Origin of the sequence: Flavobacterium sp. WC2430 (genome assembly GCF_040822075.1) — a bacterium.
GTDB lineage: Bacteria > Bacteroidota > Bacteroidia > Flavobacteriales > Flavobacteriaceae > Flavobacterium.
In genome coordinates, this window is sequence record NZ_CP162007.1 from 748,451 (window position 1) to 769,750 (window position 21,300).

18 protein-coding genes and 1 pseudogene are annotated in these 21,300 nt (G+C 33.6%); 2 read left to right on the forward strand and 17 right to left on the reverse strand.

Going from position 1 to position 21,300, the window contains the following annotated elements; translation table 11 throughout:
• Nucleotides 1-16 precede the first annotated feature (16 nt).
• A complete protein-coding gene (locus AB3G36_RS03135) occupies nt 17-1,978 on the forward strand; it encodes a transglycosylase domain-containing protein (protein ID WP_367755913.1) in 1,962 nt (653 codons plus the stop codon).
• A gap of 116 nt (nt 1,979-2,094) precedes the next feature.
• Here AB3G36_RS03135 and AB3G36_RS03140 read toward each other — a convergent pair whose 3' ends face one another.
• The 3 genes from AB3G36_RS03140 to AB3G36_RS03150 all read right to left on the reverse strand — a co-directional run bounded on the left by AB3G36_RS03140 (nt 2,095) and on the right by AB3G36_RS03150 (nt 5,022).
• Complete coding sequence (locus tag AB3G36_RS03140) at nt 2,095-3,132, reverse strand: aldo/keto reductase (RefSeq protein WP_367755915.1); 1,038 nt, start codon at nt 3,130-3,132, stop codon at nt 2,095-2,097.
• 154 nt (nt 3,133-3,286) lie between these two features.
• Nucleotides 3,287-4,228, reverse strand: a complete 942-nt coding sequence (locus tag AB3G36_RS03145) for an OmpA family protein (protein WP_367755917.1) — start codon at nt 4,226-4,228, stop codon at nt 3,287-3,289.
• 29 nt (nt 4,229-4,257) lie between these two features.
• Nucleotides 4,258-5,022 (reverse strand): exodeoxyribonuclease III, encoded by a 765-nt coding sequence (locus tag AB3G36_RS03150; protein WP_367755919.1) that lies wholly within the window; start codon nt 5,020-5,022, stop codon nt 4,258-4,260.
• Between the two features lie 136 nt (nt 5,023-5,158).
• Between AB3G36_RS03150 and AB3G36_RS03155 the strand changes: the two genes are divergently transcribed.
• Nucleotides 5,159-6,961, forward strand: coding sequence for a GNAT family N-acyltransferase (locus AB3G36_RS03155; RefSeq protein WP_367755921.1), 1,803 nt, complete (start codon nt 5,159-5,161; stop codon nt 6,959-6,961).
• 64 nt (nt 6,962-7,025) lie between these two features.
• Here AB3G36_RS03155 and AB3G36_RS03160 read toward each other — a convergent pair whose 3' ends face one another.
• The 14 genes and pseudogenes from AB3G36_RS03160 to AB3G36_RS03225 all read right to left on the reverse strand — a co-directional run bounded on the left by AB3G36_RS03160 (nt 7,026) and on the right by AB3G36_RS03225 (nt 21,012).
• Entirely contained in the window at nt 7,026-7,307 is a 282-nt protein-coding gene (locus tag AB3G36_RS03160; RefSeq protein ID WP_367755923.1) for a TM2 domain-containing protein, read from the reverse strand.
• Between the two features lie 461 nt (nt 7,308-7,768).
• A pseudogene (locus AB3G36_RS03165) lies at nt 7,769-8,713 on the reverse strand (2-hydroxyacid dehydrogenase); the annotation flags it as partial.
• A gap of 115 nt (nt 8,714-8,828) precedes the next feature.
• A complete protein-coding gene (locus AB3G36_RS03170; protein WP_367755925.1) occupies nt 8,829-9,212 on the reverse strand; it encodes a Dabb family protein in 384 nt (127 codons plus the stop codon).
• Between the two features lie 130 nt (nt 9,213-9,342).
• Nucleotides 9,343-10,329, reverse strand: a complete 987-nt coding sequence (locus AB3G36_RS03175; protein ID WP_367755927.1) for a DUF6624 domain-containing protein — start codon at nt 10,327-10,329, stop codon at nt 9,343-9,345.
• Between the two features lie 50 nt (nt 10,330-10,379).
• Complete coding sequence (locus tag AB3G36_RS03180; protein WP_367755929.1) at nt 10,380-10,772, reverse strand: hypothetical protein; 393 nt, start codon at nt 10,770-10,772, stop codon at nt 10,380-10,382.
• A gap of 453 nt (nt 10,773-11,225) precedes the next feature.
• Nucleotides 11,226-12,002 (reverse strand): pyrroline-5-carboxylate reductase, encoded by a 777-nt coding sequence (proC, locus tag AB3G36_RS03185; RefSeq protein WP_367755931.1) that lies wholly within the window; start codon nt 12,000-12,002, stop codon nt 11,226-11,228.
• A 47-nt stretch (nt 12,003-12,049) separates the two neighbouring features.
• Nucleotides 12,050-13,459, reverse strand: a complete 1,410-nt coding sequence (gene mgtE, locus AB3G36_RS03190; protein WP_367755933.1) for a magnesium transporter — start codon at nt 13,457-13,459, stop codon at nt 12,050-12,052.
• Nucleotides 13,449-14,228: a 16S rRNA (adenine(1518)-N(6)/adenine(1519)-N(6))-dimethyltransferase RsmA gene (gene rsmA, locus AB3G36_RS03195; RefSeq protein ID WP_367755935.1), complete on the reverse strand. Its 780-nt coding sequence runs from the start codon at nt 14,226-14,228 to the stop codon at nt 13,449-13,451. The genes mgtE and rsmA overlap by 11 nt, the downstream gene beginning before the upstream one ends.
• Before the next feature lie 161 nt (nt 14,229-14,389).
• Entirely contained in the window at nt 14,390-15,286 is an 897-nt protein-coding gene (locus AB3G36_RS03200) for an Abi family protein (protein WP_367755937.1), read from the reverse strand.
• Nucleotides 15,287-15,526: 240 nt separating this feature from the next.
• Nucleotides 15,527-15,838 (reverse strand): DUF4286 family protein, encoded by a 312-nt coding sequence (locus AB3G36_RS03205; RefSeq protein ID WP_367755938.1) that lies wholly within the window; start codon nt 15,836-15,838, stop codon nt 15,527-15,529.
• Nucleotides 15,839-15,899: 61 nt separating this feature from the next.
• Entirely contained in the window at nt 15,900-17,678 is a 1,779-nt protein-coding gene (locus tag AB3G36_RS03210; protein WP_367755940.1) for a tetratricopeptide repeat protein, read from the reverse strand.
• A 181-nt stretch (nt 17,679-17,859) separates the two neighbouring features.
• Nucleotides 17,860-19,131: a serine--tRNA ligase gene (gene serS / locus AB3G36_RS03215; protein ID WP_367755942.1), complete on the reverse strand. Its 1,272-nt coding sequence runs from the start codon at nt 19,129-19,131 to the stop codon at nt 17,860-17,862.
• A gap of 196 nt (nt 19,132-19,327) precedes the next feature.
• Nucleotides 19,328-19,867, reverse strand: a complete 540-nt coding sequence (locus AB3G36_RS03220; RefSeq protein WP_367755944.1) for a hypothetical protein — start codon at nt 19,865-19,867, stop codon at nt 19,328-19,330.
• Nucleotides 19,868-20,289: 422 nt separating this feature from the next.
• Complete coding sequence (locus AB3G36_RS03225; RefSeq protein ID WP_367755946.1) at nt 20,290-21,012, reverse strand: hypothetical protein; 723 nt, start codon at nt 21,010-21,012, stop codon at nt 20,290-20,292.
• Nucleotides 21,013-21,300: the final 288 nt, after the last annotated feature.

Here is a 21,300-nt window from a genome sequence, read left to right on the forward strand (position 1 = left end):
AAAAATAATGATATCCATGAAAACCAAAAAAGGAAAGATAATGATTGCAGTAAAAATAATTACTGCCTTGTTTGTGGTTCTTTTTTGTCTTTTTTATCTATTCCGAGATTCTCTTTTACAACAATCCATAGCGCAAGTTTCTACTAAAATCGAACAGAAATACAATTGTAACTTAACCATAAAAAAAGCTTCTTTTACAGGTTTAACAGGATTAGAAGTAAATGAATTAACATTGGTCCCCAAAAATGCAGATACCCTCTTTACGATTCAAAAAATGCAAACCAGTATTAACTTTTGGCATCTATTTTTAGGAGACATCCAACTAGGGACTTTAAAAATAAACAATGGATTAGTACAACTAGTCCAAAAAGGAAAAGTGAAAAACTTTGCCGCCTTTTTAAAGAAAGACAGTACCGATATACGTACTGGTGAAAAACGAGATTATGCAGCCTTTGCGTATCGCATTATTTCCAAAGCACTCAATCTAATTCCTACGGATATGAAAATTGAGAATCTCAAATTTAAACTTGATGACAACGGAAAAAAAGCTACTATTGACATCAAAAAATTAGTATTGGAAAATACTAAAATAGAGACATCGATAAATGTACAAACCAACACATTTGCACAACGATGGAAAATCAAAGGCTACGCAGATCCTCGAAATAAAAAAGCAGACCTTCAGTTTTTTAATATTGATACTGGTGCCATAAAAGTGCCTTATTTTGACGAGCGTTATAACTTAAAATCAAGTTTTGATTCCATCCGATTGAACATTGAAAATGTTGATAAAAGTGGAGGAGAACTGCATATTGACGGCTTCACTTCGATTACCAATCTAAGAATCAATCACCCAAAAATTGCCAGTAAAGATGTCCTTATTAAAAACGCTCGCTTTGACTACCGTTTGCTTTTAGGTTCCGATTTTATTTCGATAGACAGTAGTTCTACAGCACAGTTTAATGCCATAAAATTTCATCCCTATGTAGCGTATGAAACCGAATCAGATACGATTTATAAACTCAAAGTAAACATCCCAAAGATGAAAGCACAAGACTTCATCTCGTCTCTTCCTGACGGTTTGTTTACTCATTTTCAAGGAATGGAAGCCGAAGGAACATTTGATTATAAATTAAATTTTAAATTCAATAAAAACAAACCAGACCAACTTGTTTTTGATAGCAATTTGAAAAAAGAAAACTTGAAAATTACAAAATACGGCGAAGCCAATCTCAACAAACTCAATGGTGAATTTGTATACAGAGCAATAATCAATGATGTTTTACAACGTCCAGTATTAGTTGGAAATGCCAATCCCAATTACACTCCATTAGATCAAATTTCGCCTTACTTAAGAAAATGTGTGTTAACTACTGAAGATCCTTCTTTCTTTTCTCACCATGGTTTTATTAATGAAGCATTCAAACAGTCCATTGTAAAAAATATAAAAACCAAGAAATTTTCAAGAGGCGCCAGTACCATTAGCATGCAATTAATAAAAAATGTTTTTCTTACAAGAGAAAAAACGGTTTCCCGAAAACTGGAAGAAATTCTTTTGGTTTATATCCTAGAAAATAACCGAATTGTAAGTAAAGAGCGTATGCTTGAAGTGTATTTTAATATAATCGAATGGGGACCAAATGTGTATGGAATTGGAGAAGCAAGTCGTTATTATTTTCAAAAAACTCCTGCTGAACTTACCTTAAATGAATGTTTGTATCTGGCGCGAATTATTCCAAGTCCAAAAAAATTCATGTACCAATTTAACGACCAAGGGCAGTTGAGAGATTTCGCTAACAAACAAGTCTCCTTCTTAACGAATATAATGATACGAAGAGGGTTAATTCCTATTGAGGACACTATTTACAAAAGACTTCCCATCGTAATTTCCGGGCCTGCAAAATCACTTATTCGATTAAAAGTAAGAGATACTATTCCTGTCGATTCATTGAAAGTGAGTGATGAATTTGAGTTTTAAAATCTCCGTAAAACTCTCAAAAAAGAACTAAAGATAGTACTGATTTTTGAATTCCATAAAAAAAGCCCACAAAAAATTACTTTGCAGGCTTTGCATAAAAAATTTACAATTAAAAATCAGGGCGCTGGATCCGGTATAATTGCCTGAACTTCATTAATTGCTTGTAACACCTCATCCGATAATGTTACATTGATTGTATCAATGTTCTCTTTTAATTGCTCCATGGTAGTCGCACCAATTATAGTACTGGTCAAGAAAGGCTGTTGTTCAACAAAAGCCAAAGACAATTCCGTTAATGACAAGCCATTTTTAATAGCAATTTCTTCGTATAATTTTGTTGCTTGCGTACATTGTTCGCTGCTGTATCTTGAATATTGTGGAAACAAGTTTAGTCTTGCTTTAGGGTGTTTTTCTCCAGTTAAAAACTTACCAGACAAAACCCCAAATCCCATAGGTGAATACGCTAACAAACCTACATTCTCACGAGCACAAACCTCAGCCGAAGCATTTTCGAAAAGACGATTCAATAACGAATACGGGTTTTGAACTGTTTTTACTCTTGGCAAATTATTGTATTTATTCTCTTCTAAGAATCGCATGATTCCCCAAGCATTTTCATTTGATAAACCAATATGTTTGATTTTTCCTTCTTTAATGAATCCGTCCAGTGTTTCTAAGACTTCATGAATATTATCTTCCCATTGATCATCTTGCAAAGTAAACCCGCGTTGTCCAAAGTAATTGGTTTTACGTTCTGGCCAGTGCAATTGGTACAAATCGATATAATCGGTTTGTAAACGCTTTAAGCTATTGTCTAATGCATACTTGATACTTGCTGGCGAAAAATCATTTTTTTCTCGCATGTAAGTGAAATTAGGATTGGGTCCTGCAATTTTAGAGGCTAAAACTATTTCTTCTCTTTTTCCTGATTTTTTAAACCAAGTTCCAAGAATTTTCTCTGTACTTCCGTATGTTTCTTGTCGTGCTGGAACCGAATACATTTCGGCCGTGTCAAAAAAATTAACACCTTGTTCCAGAGCATAATCCATTTGCGAATGACCTTCTAATTCATTGTTTTGCTCTCCAAAAGTCATTGTTCCAAGGCAAATTTTGCTGACTTTTATATCGGTATTGGGTAAAGTAGTATATTTCATTTATTGTAATTTTAAAAGATAAAGATACAAAGGTAAATTTTATTAGTGGAGTTGTCAGAAGGTATTAACAGATCTTTTAGAAACGTTTACACCAATAAAAAAAGGTTCAAAGTAAAAACTCTGAACCTTTCAATCTTAAATATTTGTTTCTTTTTTAATTGATTTCATTCAACATTTCAGCAATTTCATCCAATCTTGGAGTAAGAATAATTTCGATTCTTCGATTCTTCGCTTTCCCTTCAGGGGTAGCGTTGCTAGCTAGTGGAGAAAACTCTCCTCTTCCTGCAGCCGTAAGATTTTGCTTGTTGATTGCTTTGTTTTCACTCAAAATAGCCACAATTGCAGTTGCTCTTTTAGTTGATAAATCCCAGTTATTAGCAATTGGCCCTGAGCTAGAAAAACCATCATCATCCGTGTGTCCTTCAATCAAAACCGAAATATCTGGATTGTCACCCAAAACTTTTCCTAGTTCTACAACCGCTTTTTTTCCTTCGGCACCTACTGAATAACTACCAGAATTAAAAAGCAATTTGTTTTCCATAGAAACATACACCTTTCCGTTTTTTTGCTCTACCGTCAATCCTTTTCCTTCAAAACTGTTTAACGCTTTAGACAATGTTTCTTTCAACTTTTTCATAGCCGCTTCTTTGGCAGCAATCAAAGATTCCATTTCTTGCAAACGTTGCGAACTTTTATTTAAACGTTCTTGTTCTATCGCCAAAGCTTTTCCTTTAGCATCCAGTTGAGCCAATAAATCACGATTTTTACCCATGTTAGCCTGCAAAGCCTCATTACTGTTTTTCTCTAATGCTTTATACGATTCTTGCAAAAGATCCATTTTACTTTGTAAAGCACTGTTCTCTGCAAGCCATTTATCGCGCTCTTGTTTTACTTTATCCAAATCTGTTTTTAACGCAGACTGATCCAGTTCCAACTGATTTTTATCTTTCAGCAACGCATCTTTATCATCAGATAAGGTTCTGTTTTCCTTTTTTAAGTCGGTATACTTGTTTTCTAAATCCGTATATATTTTCTTAGACACACAAGAAGTGGATAGTGCCATAATTAATAATCCAAGGGAGATTCTTTTTATCATATTTATCATTTAAAGATTAGCTTCATAATTTATTCTATTTCTACTAAAACGGGACAATGGTCAGAATGTTTTGCCTCGGGTAAAATTAGTGCTCTTTTTATTCTATCTCTCAAAGGTTCGCTTACTAAACAATAGTCAATACGCCAACCTTTATTATTCAATCTTGCAGTAGGGAAACGCATCGTCCACCAAGTGTAATTATCTGGTTCTTTGTTTAAAAAACGGAAACTGTCAATAAATCCATTTTTTAAAAATGCATCAAGCCAAGCTCTCTCTTCGGGTAAAAACCCAGATGTTTTTTTATTCCTAACCGGATCATGAATATCTATTGCTTCATGACAAATATTATAATCTCCACAAATCACCAAGTTTGGAATTTCCTTTTTCAATTCCGTAATATAATTTTGAAAGTCATCCATAAACATAAATTTATGACTTAACCTTTCGCTATTTGTTCCTGATGGCAAATACAAACTCATTACTGATACATCATCAAAATCAACACGTAGATTACGTCCTTCAAAATCCATGTGCTCAATTCCTGTACCAAAAACGACATTGTTTGGTTTTATTTTCGATAAAATCGCCACACCACTGTATCCTTTTTTAGTAGCAGGAAACCAATAATGATAGGGATAACCCGCAAGCTCAAAATCCAACAATGGAAGTTGCTCGGGTGTTGCCTTAATTTCCTGCAAGCAAATCACATCGGGATCAGCTTGTTGCAACCAATCTATAAATCCTTTTGAAATTGCTGCACGAATTCCATTTACATTATAAGAAATAATCTTCATTTATATAAAATTTTGATTTCCAAAAATACTAAAAATTAAAAAGCTTAACCTATAAATAACAAGAAAATCCGATGCCTGAATGAGTAGTTAATCGAGTTTTTTTCTATCTTTGTTTTTCGCTCAAAAACAAAAGTAAATGGGTTTAGTTACCGCCAAAGAAGTTGCAAAAGCAATAAATGCTGAAAAATACGGAGTTTTAGGAACTTTTACGGGTTGGTTATTAATGAAAGTGTTAAAAATTTCTACTCTTAATAAATTTTATGATAGCAACAAACATTTAAAGGACGTAGAGTTCTTAAATGCTATTATTGACGATCTACAAATAAAATTCGAAATTCCAGAAGAAGACTTAAAACGATTGCCAAAAGAGGGCGCTTATATCACCATTTCAAACCACCCACTAGGCGGAATTGATGGTGTTTTGTTATTGAAATTAATGCTCGAAAGAGAACCAAATTTCAAGATTATTGCTAATTTTCTTTTGCATCGTATTGCCCCTTTGAAAGATTACATCATGCCTGTTAATCCGTTTGAAAACCATAAGGATGTCAAATCAAGCGTGGTAGGAATTAAGGAGACATTACGCCACCTAAGTGACGGAAAACCTCTAGGAATGTTCCCGGCTGGAGAAGTTTCCAGTTATAAAGACGGGCAACTCATGGTGGACAAGCCATGGGAAGAAGGAGCTATAAAAGTAATTCGAAAAGCACAAGTACCTGTTGTACCAATTTATTTTCATGCTAAAAACAGCAGACTTTTTTATCTTCTTTCTAAAATTAGCGACACGTTCCGCACGGCTAAACTACCTTCAGAAGTTTTTAGCCAAAAACATCGTGTGATAAAAGTGCGTATTGGAAAACCTATTTCGGTAGCGGAGCAAAACGAGCATGTATCGATAGAAGCCTACTCTGAATTCTTGAGAAAGAAAACATATATGTTAGCTAATCCATTTGAAAAGGAAAGTAAATTACTGAATACGCCAAGTTTAAAAATACCAAAAAGTCCAAAAGAAATCGTTACTCCTGCTAATGGAGAAAAAATGATTGCCGAAGTAAATGCGTTAAGAGATACGGACTGCCGACTATTACAAAGTAAAAACTACGAAGTCTTTTTTGCGGAAGCAAGCAAAATACCTAATGTTCTTCATGAAATTGGCCGCTTGAGAGAAATCACTTTTAGAGAAGTGGGAGAAGGAACAAATGAATCTATTGATTTAGACAAATTTGACCAATATTACCATCATTTATTCCTTTGGGATGAAGATGCTAAGAAAATTGCTGGTGCTTATAGAATGGGATTGGGTTCTGAAATTTATCCAAAATACGGAATGGAAGGTTTTTACTTGAATGAACTTTTCCGTTTTGAACCTGAGTTGCATGATATGATGTCTAAATCTATCGAAATGGGCCGGGCTTTTATCATCAAAGAATACCAACAAAAACCAATGCCTCTTTTCTTATTATGGAAAGGAATTATTCATACGACTTTGCGTTTTCCAGAGCACAAATTCTTGCTTGGCGGTGTGAGTATTAGCAATCAATTCTCAGATTTTTCTAAATCATTGATGATTGAGTTTATGAAATCAAATTATTACGATCCCTACATTGCACAATACATCCACCCAAAGAAAGCATATAAGGTAAAACTAAAAGACGCCGATAAAGATTTCATTTTTGACGAAGCCGAATCGGATTTAAATAAATTTGATAAAATTATTGATGAGCTTGAGCCTGGTGTGTTACGTTTGCCGGTATTGATCAAAAAATACATTAAGCAAAATGCGAAAGTAGTGGCTTTCAATGTAGATCCCTTGTTCAACAATGCTGTTGATGGATTAATGTACATTAGAATTGCTGATATTCCTGAAAGCACAATGAAACCCGTTATGGAAGAGTTTCAAGCAGAACTCGAAAGAAAACTGGTCGATAAGGAAGATTAAAAAACAAGTCTTCTATATATAAGTATAAAAAAAATCTCAACAATTGTTGAGATTTTTTTTATACTTAAAACCAACCTTTTTTATGTACTTGATACGTTTGATAAAACTCCTCATCCGATTTTGTCAAATAAATAATTCCTTCAATTACCCCTAATAATCCTGTAACAGATCCAAGTGTAAAAAGACTAATGACCAACCAAATAATTCCTTCGGAAGTGTATCCCAATAAAAATTTATGAATCCCAAACGGACCTAAAAGTATCGCTAATAATCCTGCCGCTAGCCTTTTATTGTCTTCTTCTACTGGTTGCGGATTGTTCCAATGTTCTTGTTTTGAATGCTCCATGACAACTATAATTAATTGATTTCGAGTATTAAAAGTATTAAATTTTATTTAAAAACACTGTCAATAGGCTCCCAAAGTTCAATTTTATTTCCTTCGATATCTACAATCCAACCAAATTTCCCATAATCGTACGATTCCATTTCGCCTACCACTGTCACACCTTCCTGTCTTAATTGCAACAACAGCTTCTCGAGATTATCGACTCTAAAGTTTTGCATGAATTGTTTTTCGCTTGGCGCAAAATAAGTAGTATCATTTGCAAACGGAGACCATTGTGTTGAACAATCTAGCCCTTTGTTGTCCTTCCACCAAAAAGTGGATCCATAGTCATCTGTCTTTAACCCAAGATACTTTCCGTACCATTCCACTAGTTCTTTTGGATTTTTAGATTTAAAAAAAATACCGCCAATTCCTGTAACTCGTTTTTCAGCTATTGTATTTTCAGGAGTTCCAAAATATTTTGCTTTGATTTTATCTACAATTACTTGTGCCAGTCGTTCGTGACTTTCAAAGGTCCAACCAGCTACATGCGGAGTCAAAATTACATTAGGTGCTTCTAATAAATACTGAAAAGCTTCAGACGTGTTTTCCTCTTGAAACAGCGTTTCAAAAGATAATTTCTCATATTCCAACACATCTAATCCTGCTCCCATAATTTTACCCGATTGCATAGCAGCAACCAAATCAGTAGTAACAATGTTCTTTCCTCTCGAAGTATTGATGATCCAAAACGGCTTAGCAAATCCATTAATAAAATCAGCATGAACCATTTTATTGGTTTCTGGCGTCCATGGAATATGTAAACTCACCACATCTACTTTTTGCTTAAATTCTTCTAATGACACTTGTTTTGCATTGGAGTCACCCACATTTTCTAAAATGTCATAACACAATACTTCCACCTCAAAACCGCGTAGTTTTTTAGCAAACGATTTCCCCATGTTTCCGTAGCCAATAATCCCAACGGTTTTTCCATCGAGTTCGTGACCGCGATTGCTTTCCCGATTCCAATGCCCCGAACGAATTTCTCTATCAGCACTATTCAGTTTATTGAACAGCGAAAGAATCATTCCTAAAGTATGTTCAGCAACGGCGTTTCTATTTCCTTCAGGCGCAGCAATAAGCGTCACGTTTTTAGTTTCGGCATAATCACAATCAATGCTTTCCAGACCAGCGCCTACACGAGCTATAAACTGTAAATTTGTGGCTTTATCTAAGAATTGCTTGTCAATCTTGAAACGACTACGGATAACGATGCCGTGATAATCTTGAATTTTGGCTTCAATTTCCTCTTTGGAAGAAGTGAAATCCTCCTGATTGGTAAAACCTAGGGTTTGCAATTGTCCCCATAATATAGGGTTATTGCTATCGATATGAAGTATTTTAATGTTTTCTGGTTTCAACATTGTTCTATAATTTAATGTTGTTCAAAGTTACAAATCTTAATAGTGAAATTGCATGATTTGTCTGCTGGATTGTAAGAATCAAGTTCCAATTATAAAATAGTATAAATAAGGGAATCTAGTTTGTAGCCCAATAATCAAAAACCGTCACTTTATCTGGCGCTGGATTTAAAAGCGCCACAAAAGCTTTGTGAGCTGGATCAATAAGATACGCATCCCTATCTGCTTCACTAGTAAATGTCAAAGTAAAACAATGCGTCAAACCATTATTTAAGTTTTCAGGACTATTATTAGTTCCCCATTCGAATGCCTTTATAACTGGGATTTTATGTTGTAAATCACTCAATGCAGCTACCACTTTATTGATATATGCAGGATCTGTATTTTCATTCCAACCAAACATAACCACATGACGTAGCAATTGTTTATTATGGGTTTTTTGGGCATTTACTGTAGCACAACTTGCCATAAATAGTAACGTAATTATTAATACTTTTTTCATTTTGTCTTTTTTTTGAAATATACGAAATATTTCAATCCTTTAACTGGTAGAGATAAGGTTGTTCTCTAAATGAATTTAGCATTCTTTTTGAATTAAATTTTAATTATCTAAATGCAAAAAAAGTGAATTTTTATTGATAATGGCTCCCGAGTTTTTTTTCTATTGAAGGTAAATCTTTTATATATTGCTTCGCATCCCATTTCATTTTCCATACTTTAATATATTCAGACAGAGGACTGAGATATATTTCTCCTCTTCTTTTATCAACATTCTCTGGATCTGTCAATGGTAAAATATAATATGTTTTTGTTTGTGGATCTTGACCAACTTGAGTTCCATAAATTTGTTTTTTATTTTGCATGGTAAGAAATCGATCCTCATACATTGCCAAATATTCTGGCATTGACTCTCCTTTTTTAACAGACTCCTTAATTAAAGGCAAATACTTTTTACTGTCTTTTAAATCTAGACTCATAACTAGAGCTGATAAAATATACTCTCCTTTCAAACCTAATAAATCAGAGCTTGGCCAACCATCCTTAGCAATAATAGCATCTATTTTTTGTTTAATTTTTGTCTTTCCCTCGTCAATTGTTTTATTAAAAGCGAGCATTTTTTGCGTATTACTCCCATTCTTAGTTACAAATTCAGGCATATCCTTTAAAAGATTTTGATTTTCATCATTTAAAGCCTTTAATTCGGCTACCAAAATAGAATTTAGCTTAGCTTCCTTTTTAAGTTTATTTCGTTTCACTTCCTTTAACAAGGCTGCCCAACGTTTGTCATTATGAAGAGATGCTAAATCTTCATCAATAATTGTATGATCGTAATTTGTATAACTTCTTTTTATTTCCTTTGATTCGAGTTGATAAAATGAACTATCTGGAACTTTGGCTAATGCCCATGAACAAGCAGCGTTATATCGATCATTGGCTCTAATTTTCCATCCCTTAATTTCAAATGCTCTTGAGTATACCAATCCCGAATTTAAATAGTCTTTTGCCTCGTAAAGCGAATCTGCTTTAGTAACTAGTTTATAATATTCATTGGATGGATTTTGTCCGAATGAAACAGAAGTTGTTAAGATTAATAGGATAAGATTGGTTATTTTTTTCATTTTAATTCTACTGTTGTTAACTTCTAATAATAAATTTCCAAGTTAGGAAATTATTGCTTAACATATTCAATTTGATAACAATCGTAACACTCGTCACTCAAAAACAATTTTGCTCCTTCTACACTAAATGATTGACTAGGTTTTCCTGAAAGATAAACTAACATTGGTTTCTTTCCTCCAAAAATAGATTCTTTAGCTTGAATTGAATAGGATTCAGTTGTTGTTAAATTTCCGTTTTCATAGGTTTTTACTTCTGACTTTGAAATTTCAACACTCATGGATTTATTTGTGGAACTTGGAGTTGTAGTTTCTCCTGTTATGCCTCCGCTAGATTGAACCCAATCCCATTTTCCAACAATAGAATTAGCAACCATAGTCGATTCACTTGTTGAACAACTAAATAAAGTGAAAATTAACGCAAAGTATATTAAAGGTATTTTCATAATTATTGTTTTAAATATGATACGAATTTTTCCAATTGGTTGCGTACTTTTTGACTTATTTATAAGTTACTTCCTGAGTTATTATTAAAAAAAGCAATTTGATTTTATCGATAATATCAAATGATACTATTAAAAGTAGTTTTGTTTCTCCATTGAAACAAATATAATCATTGTTAATTAAGCTAATTGGCTTAAAAACTACCACAAAAACCAACAAAACTAAAGAGTATGGTGATTTGCCTCAATTTTAATAAAAAATATTTTTGAATAAAGAGTAACGATTGCTGATTTTTGATTTGAAAAACCAAACTCAAAACACATTCGAGGCTGCGTGAGTGATAGAAGCTAGCTACCGAAGTAGCGCGGATAGCTCGACACCATTAAAAAAAGGGTCTTATCAACATTCCTGCTGATAAGACCCTTTTTATTAATGGGGGCACGCCCAAATAATTATTATCCTTTGATTTGTTTCAATGAAGTTTTTATTCCGCGTATTAAGGACGAACTGAATCCGTGCATTTCCATTTCGTTTAATCCCGCAATGGTACAGCCTTGTGGCGTAGTTACACGGTCGATTAATTGTTCTGGATGTACTTGTTCTTCCATGACCATTTCGGCTGCTCCTTTTACTGTTTGTGCTGAGATAGCCAATGCGGTTTTCCAGTCAAATCCTATTTCGATTCCAGCTTGCATCGATGCACGGATGTAACGCAAGGCAAAAGCGGTTCCAGAGGCGGCAAGTACTGTAGCTGCATCCATTAATTTCTCATCAATTATAGGCGCTGTCCCTAAATCTTTGAAAAGAGCGACCGTATTTTCGGCTTTCTCTTTGTCTTTTTCATGAAAAGCAATACAGGTTGCTGAGGCACCAAATTGGGACGCAATATTTGGCATGATTCGGATGGCGCTATTACCAGATCCTATCTTGTTTTGTAAATTTTCTATCGATAAGCCACTTACAGCTGAGGCGATTACTTTATTTGAAATTACGGGAAGAATTTCGGCCAAAACTACATCTACTTGGTATGGTTTTATGGTTAAAATCACAATATCTGCTTCTTGAATTCCTTGTGTATTATCCGTAGAAACCGTTATGCCCTGTTCTTCCAAATATAAAATGCTGGCGGTGTTTCTTCTTGTAATGGTGATTTGATTTCCTTGCGAAAATTTAGATAATCCTTTTGCGATGGCAACTCCTAAGTTTCCTCCGCCAATAATATGTACTTTCATGCTGGTTGTGGTTTATTAATTAATAAATTTTAAATTCAGTCTGGTTTTCATAATAACTTCCCTTTTAATAATAAGGAAGCAATTGTAAAATAAATAACCAAACCTGTCACATCTACCAAAGTTGCTACAAATGGTGCTGAAGATGTTGCAGGGTCTAATCTAAGTTTTTTTAATAAAAAAGGTATCATCGAGCCTGAAAGTGTTCCCCATAAAACTATAAATACTAATGAAATTGAAACCGTCATTGCAACCGCAACCCAATGAATACCATATTGATACAATCCCGTTTGTTGCCAAATCATTATTCTAATAAATCCTACAATCCCTAATATAGAACCCAATAAAAATCCTGAGGCAATTTCTTTTTTCATTACAAACCACCAGTCTTTGAGGTCTAATTCTTTCAACGCCATAGCACGAATAATCAAAGTGGCGGCTTGTGAACCAGAATTCCCCCCACTCGAAATGATAAGTGGAACAAACAGTGCCAAAACAACCGCTTTTTCGATTTCTCCTTCAAAAAATCCCATTGCCGAAGCGGTAAACATTTCTCCAACAAATAAAATTACCAACCAAGTGGCCCGTTTTTTGACCATTTCGAAAAGTCTTGTTTGCACATAGGGTAATTCAAGTGCTTCCAAACCACCAAATTTTTGAATATCTTCGGTATCCCTTTTTTCTATTTCGTCTTTTATGACATCAATCACATCATCAATCGTGATGCGACCTACCAAACGCCCCAATTCATCCACAACTGGAATAGCTTCGAGGTCGTATTTATCCATTATTCGGGCTACCTCAACATCAGCCATTTCAACACCTACATAATTCAGTTTTCGAATATAAAATTCGCTTATTGGCGTTTTGGTAGTTGGCGCCGTCAGCAAATCCTTCAGCGACAAACGTCCCTTGAGCTTATTGTCGTCATCAACAACGTAAATTGAATGTACTCTGGAAATATTTTCTGCCTGTATTCGCATTTCTTTTACGCAAGTCATCACGTTCCAATTCTCATTGACTTTTACCAATTCTTTGTGCATGATTCCACCCGCTGTATCCTCGTCATAACGCAATAAATCGACAATACTTTTGGCGTGTTCAATATCTTGAAGTTCCGATATTACCTCGGCTTTTCTATCCTTGGAAAGCTCTCCAATAATATCGGCCGCATCATTGGTTTCTAACTCATCGAGCTCCTCTGCAATTTCTTTCGAAGACAATCGGCTTAATATTTTCTCTCGTAAATCATCGTCCAATTCAAGGAGAATTTCGGCTGTTTTCTCACTGTCTAAAACTTGGAAAATATAGGTAGCTTCCTCGATGCTAACCTCATCCAGAATTTCTGCAAAATCAGCATGATGCATATCATTCAACAAAACTTCCAGTTGCTGGTTATTTTTTTCTTGAATAAGTTGTGCTATTTGCTGAATTAAGTCTTTACTGATTTTAAATTCCATCGGCTTCAATTTTTTGGGTCAATGCTATAAATTGTGCTACATCCAGCTGTTCTGGACGAAGATCAAAGATAGGATCTTCTCGTAAATTATCGGATAAGTTTAGCGTTTTTAAACTGTTACGTAATGTTTTACGACGTTGTTGAAAAGCGGTTTTCACTACCGTAAAAAATAACTTTTCGCCACAAGGCAAACTGTAATCTGCTTTTCTACGCAAACGCAACACCCCTGATTTTACTTTGGGTGGCGGAATAAAAACATTTTCGTCAACAGTAAATAAATATTCAGCATCATAAAATGCTTGCGCCAAAACTGATAATATTCCGTAGGCTTTTGTTCCTTTTTTTTCACAAATACGTTGCGCCACTTCTTTTTGGAACATCCCTGCAAATTCAGGAATTTGATCTCTCATTTCCAACGTTTTAAAAACAATTTGTGTCGATATATTGTACGGGAAATTCCCTATAATCGCAAATTGTTTGCCTTCAAAAACTTCATTGATATTGTATCTCAAGAAATCTTTTGAGATAATCTTGTCTTTTAATTTTGGATAATTTTCATCTAAGTAGGTAACAGATTCTGTATCAATCTCGATTACATACGTATTTATGGGCTTGTCTAACAAGTATTTTGTTAGCACTCCCATTCCAGGTCCTATTTCTAATACATCATCATACCCTTCTAGGTTCAACGTATCAGCAATGTCTTTAGCAATGCTTTCGTCTTTCAAGAAATGTTGTCCGAGGTGTTTTTTGGCTTTTACTTTTTCCATGTTTTGTGTTTAAAGCTTAAAGTTTAAAATTCCGAGTTTCTCAACTCAATACTTATTCCTTAAACTATTTTTTAAATTAGAGAAGATCATTTGCTTCCTCTAATGTATACTTTAATCTCAATTAATTTAGTAATTTTATAGCTGATTACTAAAAACGAAAACTATTTCCAGAGATTTTCATTTTTCCAATTTGGTTTCATTCCAAGAGCATTTGAATCAACGTTTGGATATTTTATAAAAAGCGTTTCTAATCTTTCTGTAAAATTATTTTCAGGTTGGATTCTATCTAATAAATATTTCATTATACAAAGATGAACATATAATTTTTCATTTTGTTTTGGCACATCTTCAACCCAATTAAAGGGAGGATTTGCCAATAATTTTGGATTCCCTGGTAAGTTTTTATTCCACAATCTAGAATGATGTGCACAATAATTCCGAATTTGCGCAATAGATTGTAGCCAACTTGGTAAAAAAGTATGATTTACAACTCCGTATTCTCTTGCAATCGTATCTTTAGAATCAATTGTGTTTTTTAAATTGCCATATAATTTTGATAGCGATCCAAAACTAGTTTGTTCTAATGATTTCCATGCCGGTGGAAAACGTAAATCATCTTTATGGTTTTTAAAATGATTTTTTATAGATATCTCTTTACTTCTTTCCAATTCTTCTTCTAGACTCGAAAGTGTTTTAACCAAGGCTTTGCTGTCATTAAACAATTCGAAATTTTGAAACCACCAAGGATTGAATTCGTGCGAAAGATGATAAATTAACTTTGTTCTTAAACTTATTTCTATTTTCTCGATAATATCGAATAACAAAATTTTAAGCTCTCCGTCAAAATGATAAAGTGATATTACATCTTTAAATTTACTATTTTCTTTAAAAACGTGATTGACTTTATCCGATTGCATCGAATGCCAATATTCACCTAATCGATAATAACTGATATGAGATAAATAATGTGTAGCGTTGTCCTCAGGAGTTATAAGTAAACCTCGTGTTTGTAATCTTTCTATTTGTTCTTGAATAGTAAAAGGTAGTTTTTCGAACATAATAGTTATAAAAAAAATTAAAACCGAAACGTATTTAAAGCAAAAGACACACCCTGGGACGCTGTCTTTATCTCTAAAAACTGTAGCGTGGTGTGTACTGTTAGTGCAAAGGTATTAAAAAAATGAACTAACAACAACTTTATTTATAATTTGACCTATTACATCCTCAAAGAAATCTAACCTATTACTATTAAACTAAGTAAAATTACTTCGTCTCTATAAAACAATTAACACTTTTTCCTAGTGGTCTGAAATTACTTCTAATTCCGTTCTAAAAGCCAACATTTTATCTCCAAATAATTTTGCTCCTTCTTCACGAAATCTAGGGGCATCTTCTTGGTAATATTTTTCTAATGTTTCTTTACTGTCAGTTGTATATTGAGCCGAATAAGTAACTCCACCCATTTCTTCCTCTATCAAAACACGGACTAATCGAGCTGAAGAGAATTTTCCTGTAGCCAAAATTTCAGGTATGTGCTTGTGTTGCATCCAGATAATCCATTGATTGTGAACGCTTTCGTGTATGTTTGTGGTAACGTTGTATATTATCATGTGTTAATTGGGTTAACTGGTTAATTGTTTAATCGGTTAACCAAATAACCGATTAACCTTTCTATAGATTTTTATCTCCTCTTAATCTTCTGAAGCTCTTTCTTGCTTCTACAAAATAAATACTGTCTTCATGACCAAAGAGTATTTTTTCATATAATGGCTTTGCCTTTTCGGGTTCGTTTATTTTTTTATTATAAATTTCTGCCGAAAAATACAGTGCTTCATCTATGTAAATTCCGTCACTATGATGGTCAATAATTGATTGATATTGGCTTAAAGCCAAATTATAATCGGCTGTTTTTTCATAGATTTTACCCAGTCGTAATAACGTTACTGCTTCAATTTCTTGTCCTTTGAATTTTTGCAAAATGAACTGAAACTGTATAATCGCTTCCTGATTTCTATTTTGATACAACAAATAATCTCCTTTGGCAAATGCTGCTAATGCCGTTTGAGTCGAATCAGCAACCGTATTGTCATTTATCAACAAAAAATACTCCAAAGCATCATTAGCAATCAATTGTGTGTTTGCCGATTTTAGTTCTTTGAACTGCTTCAACGCCCAAACGAAATCTGTCTTAAAATAACTCGTTTTTGCTGCTTTCAAACTGGCTTCGTGTGCTACAATATCATTCTTTAAATCCATTTCAATCTGTGAATAATAAATCAACGCTTGATTGAATTTTTCTTCATACAGCAAAATATCTGCCAACTCCATTTTCACCTTCGCAATATCATAATCATTCAATTGTAATTCCAGTGCTTTTGTTATTATTACTCTTGCTTTTTCAGGTTTTTTTAAATTAAAAGCTACAAAATGCGCCTGAATCAGTTGCAAAGATAAGGTAAAAGGTGTTATTTCATATTCTGCTAGCAAACGATCTAATTCTGAGTTGATACTAGTAAAATCTTTTTCTTTGGCTTTGTCAATTTTTAATTTTATAATATACGAATGTGCCTGCACTAGCAACTCTAAATCTTTGGTGTTTTCTATTACAAAACTCAACATTTCATTGGCAGTGGCTTCATCCTCTTCTTCAATGGCAAGCTGAATCAAACTAACAATATTAGCTAGCGATTCTGGATTGCGCTTATAAATGGCTTTTTCCTGAATAAATGCTTTTGAAAACTCTTTTTGTTGGACGTAATACCAACTCAAATACCGATTCCAAAATAGGTCTTGGCTTTTTTGAACTCTAAGAATTAATGCTTTTCGCAAAAGATTACTAAAATCAGCATCGCCATCGTCAGTAATGTACCGTGCTAATTGATTTTGTATCAATATCGAATTTTGAGGATTGGCTAAAGCTTCGTCAAGAAAGGTCGAAATCATCATTTCAGTGTTTCCCATTTGCCCATAAAGCAGTCCTTTTTGATAATTAAAATTATAATTAGGAACGAGATCAGAAGCTATTTGATATGATTTTAAGGCATAGTCCAATAATACTTTCTTCTCAAATGAATTAGAAATCGCATATACTTCATTTGGGTTTTTCCGAATTCGGTCTAAGGCTAAATCGTAATTAATTTTAGCTTTATCCTCTTTTTTTTGGAGTTGGAAATTGTATCCTAATTCTACTAGAAGACTCCCTTGTTTGTATTTATCAAGGCGAGCTTGAATTGCTTTTTCAGCAATGTCGTATTGTTGTAACTGTTGGTAGCAATCTACAGTTCTCAGGAAATACTGCAAGTTTTGAGGTACGCTTTCCAGTAACTCTTCGTAACTTATTTTAGCTTTTTCAAAATCACCTTTGTCATAATAATACTGTGCCAATTGCTCGTTTTGAGAAAAACAAACTAATGAAAAAAACAAAGTGATATGTAGAAAGAGTTTTTTCATTATTCCTGTTTTTAATCGCAATAAATTATTGAATTACAACGCTAAATTAACCGCAAATTATTTTTATTTATAGAAACAAAATATAGGCTAAAAAAAATTAAACCATTAAGAAATTAAGTTTATTAAGCTTAATGCTCCTAAATTTCTTAATGGTTTAAAAATTTACTTTATTTTACAGTAATTAATTTATAATATCAAAACCACAATATGGACGCAATACCTCAGGTATTACAATCCCTTCTGGAGTTTGGTAATTTTCTAAAATTCCCGCCAATACTCTTGGCAATGCCAATGAACTTCCGTTTAGTGTGTGTGCCAATTGGTTTTTTCCGTCTTTGTCTTTGAAACGTAATTTCAAACGATTGGCTTGAAAAGTCTCAAAATTAGAAACAGACGAAATTTCTAACCAACGGTCTTGTGCTGTAGAAAAAACTTCAAAATCATAAGTCAAAGCCGATGTAAAACCCATATCGCCACCACAAAGGCGTAAAATTCTGTATGGTAATTTTAATTCGTTTAGAATTTCTTTTACGTGTTCCACCATTCCATCCAACGCTTTGTAAGAGTTGTCAGGATGCTCCACGCGTACAATTTCGACTTTATCAAATTGATGCAAACGATTCAATCCACGAACGTGTGCACCGTAAGAACCTGCTTCTCTTCGGAAACATGGTGTATATGCAGTTGTTAAAACTGGTAATTCGTTTTCGCTCAAGATTACATCTCTAAACAAATTCGTCACTGGAACCTCAGCCGTAGGAATTAAGTACAAATCATCCGTTTTGTCATGGTACATTTGCCCTTCTTTGTCTGGCAATTGCCCAGTTCCATATGCCGAAGCTTCGTTTACCATATGTGGAACTTGCACTTCATTGTAACCTGCTGCTGTGTTTTTGTCTAAAAAATAATTGATCAAAGCACGCTGTAATCTTGCCCCTTTACCTTTATAAACAGGAAATCCTGCACCCGTAATTTTTACTCCTAACTCAAAATCGATGATGTCGTATTTTTTTACCAATTCCCAGTGTGGTTGTGCACCTTCGTGTAAAACTGGAATCCCCCCTTCTTCAAAAACATTTAAGTTTTCTTCTGGTGTTTTTCCCACAGGAACAATATCAGCAGGAAGATTGGGTAAAGTGTATAGTTTTTCTAAAAGTTCGGCGGCAAACGCATCAGCTGATTCAGCCAAAACTTTGCTTTTCTCTTTTAGTAAAACTGTTTTTTCTTTTAGGATTGCGGCTTTTGATTTCTCTCCCGCTTTCATCAATTCACCAATGTCTTTGGATAATTTATTAGATTCAGATAAAATTCCGTCTAATTCTACTTGTGTAGCACGACGTTTTTCATCTAATTGAACAACTTCTTCAACAACGCTAGTGGCATCCATATTTCTTTTTGCCAAAGCGGTGATTACTTTTTCTTGATTCTCTCTAATAAATGCGATTTGTAACATAGCTTGATTTTATTAATCTTCTTTTATATAATGGAAGCAAATTTAAGGAAATGTTTAATACTTACAGCGGAAAGTTTTAAGGAAATATTTTCGCAAAGAGGTACAAAGAAGACACAGAGAGGGCGAAGTTTTGCTAAATTTAGGGACTTACCCTTTCGTTTTTTCTTTGTAATAATTTGCGAAATAATCTAAATCATTAAGCTCTTTTTATTTCGTGACCCACAAATTCCTCCAAAACAGCAAACATATCATCTACTGAAAGCACTTCTGTATCTGGATGGGATTTTAAAAAATTAGCGTTTAAAGTCACTAAATCTTCTTCGATTGTTGCAAATGGTGGTGTGTTTAAAATATCTCTAGTAGGATTTACACCTTCTAGTTTTCCTTTTAGGAATTTGTCTCGTTTTACACTGCTCATCAATTTAGCTTTCTTGCTTTGTAGTTGAAAAAACTCCAAGTGTTTCTCCGCACCAATCAAAGCCAAACCTTCCTCTACTAATTCGTTTAATTCTCTATTCCAGCCTGAATTGTAAACAAATTGAGCAAAATTCCCTTCGGTACATTGTGCATTATAATAATCTAAATAATAACTCATGATTGCATCTTCATGAATCAAATCGTCCTCCATTTTTTCCTCACGCATTAAGTTAATTACCGAAATATTAGAATTGATAACGTCTTGTGGGTTTTCGCTAGCAGCGGCCGTTTCTGAAAGAATTATTTTACCGAATTCCATTTTTTTAATTTTTAAGGAGTATGATGCAAATTTCGGGTAAAATAGCGAGGAATGGAAATGTTTTTTTAGCTACTGATTAATTAACGCTATTTGTTAATTGACCTCAGAATCGTTACTATTCTTTTGCTGATTCATTTTTGTAACTAAAGCTTTCAAACGTAAGGCGCTTGCTTTTTTCTCCTCTTGAAGTTTAGCTTTTTTCCTATTTAGCAATTTGGTGTGTAAAGCCTTGTTTTTAGTGTTTTTTTCGGGTCCTTTTGCCATGATATACAATCATCTTAAATTCTAGTTTGCAAATATAAAAAAAGCCACATTAAAAATGTGGCTTTACCTACTAATGTATTAAGTTCAAACTTAAATTGTTTAAACGTATTAAAAATAATTTAAGAACAAACTGCGAACTTGTGCCAAATTCACTAAAATTATTTACTAAAAAAGTATTCGTGTATATCAATTATCTCACTTCTTCCTATCTGAACTAAATCCCTAGTGTCTTTTAGAAAAATCCCTAGTGATCTTTCATTATATATAAATTTCATTTCGCTTGAATAATCAGTAACTACATACATATCACCAGACAACTCAAAGAAAGGAACAACAAGTTTGCCATTAACTTTCAAACCTTTATTTACAATTTTACCCTCAATTAATTTATTTTTAATTAAACTATTATCATTAATTCCAGAAGCAACTTTTACGTAAGAGGTCATCATTTTAACCCATTCGCTTTCATCAATTAAATACCATTTTACTTTATCAAAATTAACTCCACTTTCACTTACCCAACCATTACTAGTAAATCCGAACAAAACCTGTTTTTTACCATTTAAAACTGGTTTTTCTTGAGGTTGAAATTCCTGGATATTATATAAAATAACAGAAACAGAAGACATATCTTTCAATTTTTTACCATTAAAAGCCAATGTTTTTAATGAAAAACTAGTTAATTCAGGGTGGTTCTTTAATATCCATTGTGTTGCAGTTAGTTCAGCTTGTTCTTCCATTTGGTCAGCGGCAAATATACCCGCACCGATAGCAGCTAAACCAGCTACGGCTGCTAAAGCACCAGCGGCATTATTTTGAGCTTCTACTTTTTTAGGAAATAGTAATAGTACAATAATTAGTAATGTAATTAATTTTCTCATTTTACTTAAATTAGGTTTTTAATTAAAACAGCATTTTTTGCCACTCTAACTACAAACTTAATATAACTGAAATACAATCCTTTACGGTTTCCCACATTGGCATTCAAATTTCAAGTTAAGTAGAGATCCATAGCCCCGATTACTTCACTTAATTTCTATTTTTGCGGAGTACAGTGAACTTCATCTGCAGTGAAAATCCTTTCTCTTTTTCCTTTAAAAATAATAAGATTGCAACGGATAGCGGGACATCGAAGATTCAGCGGAGCTAAATAGCTACAAATAAAATTC

Excerpts from the sequence above, each read along its gene's own strand:
- AB3G36_RS03170 (WP_367755925.1), bottom strand. The coding sequence starts at position 9,212 with ATGAAAAAAGTATTAATAATTACGTTACTATTTATGGCAAGTTGTGCT.
- AB3G36_RS03205 (WP_367755938.1), bottom strand. The coding sequence starts at position 15,838 with ATGATAATATACAACGTTACCACAAACATACACGAAAGCGTTCACAAT.
- AB3G36_RS03210 (WP_367755940.1), bottom strand. The coding sequence starts at position 17,678 with ATGAAAAAACTCTTTCTACATATCACTTTGTTTTTTTCATTAGTTTGT.
- AB3G36_RS03150 (WP_367755919.1), bottom strand. The coding sequence starts at position 5,022 with ATGAAGATTATTTCTTATAATGTAAATGGAATTCGTGCAGCAATTTCA.
- AB3G36_RS03140 (WP_367755915.1), bottom strand. The coding sequence starts at position 3,132 with ATGAAATATACTACTTTACCCAATACCGATATAAAAGTCAGCAAAATT.
- proC (WP_367755931.1), bottom strand. The coding sequence starts at position 12,002 with ATGAAAGTACATATTATTGGCGGAGGAAACTTAGGAGTTGCCATCGCA.
- serS (WP_367755942.1), bottom strand. The coding sequence starts at position 19,131 with ATGTTACAAATCGCATTTATTAGAGAGAATCAAGAAAAAGTAATCACC.
- AB3G36_RS03135 (WP_367755913.1), top strand. The coding sequence starts at position 17 with ATGAAAACCAAAAAAGGAAAGATAATGATTGCAGTAAAAATAATTACT.
- mgtE (WP_367755933.1), bottom strand. The coding sequence starts at position 13,459 with ATGGAATTTAAAATCAGTAAAGACTTAATTCAGCAAATAGCACAACTT.
- AB3G36_RS03145 (WP_367755917.1), bottom strand. The coding sequence starts at position 4,228 with ATGATAAAAAGAATCTCCCTTGGATTATTAATTATGGCACTATCCACT.
- rsmA (WP_367755935.1), bottom strand. The coding sequence starts at position 14,228 with ATGGAAAAAGTAAAAGCCAAAAAACACCTCGGACAACATTTCTTGAAA.
- AB3G36_RS03160 (WP_367755923.1), bottom strand. The coding sequence starts at position 7,307 with ATGGAGCATTCAAAACAAGAACATTGGAACAATCCGCAACCAGTAGAA.
- AB3G36_RS03175 (WP_367755927.1), bottom strand. The coding sequence starts at position 10,329 with ATGAAAAAAATAACCAATCTTATCCTATTAATCTTAACAACTTCTGTT.
- AB3G36_RS03155 (WP_367755921.1), top strand. The coding sequence starts at position 5,159 with ATGGGTTTAGTTACCGCCAAAGAAGTTGCAAAAGCAATAAATGCTGAA.
- AB3G36_RS03200 (WP_367755937.1), bottom strand. The coding sequence starts at position 15,286 with ATGTTCGAAAAACTACCTTTTACTATTCAAGAACAAATAGAAAGATTA.
- AB3G36_RS03220 (WP_367755944.1), bottom strand. The coding sequence starts at position 19,867 with ATGGAATTCGGTAAAATAATTCTTTCAGAAACGGCCGCTGCTAGCGAA.
- AB3G36_RS03225 (WP_367755946.1), bottom strand. The coding sequence starts at position 21,012 with ATGAGAAAATTAATTACATTACTAATTATTGTACTATTACTATTTCCT.
- AB3G36_RS03180 (WP_367755929.1), bottom strand. The coding sequence starts at position 10,772 with ATGAAAATACCTTTAATATACTTTGCGTTAATTTTCACTTTATTTAGT.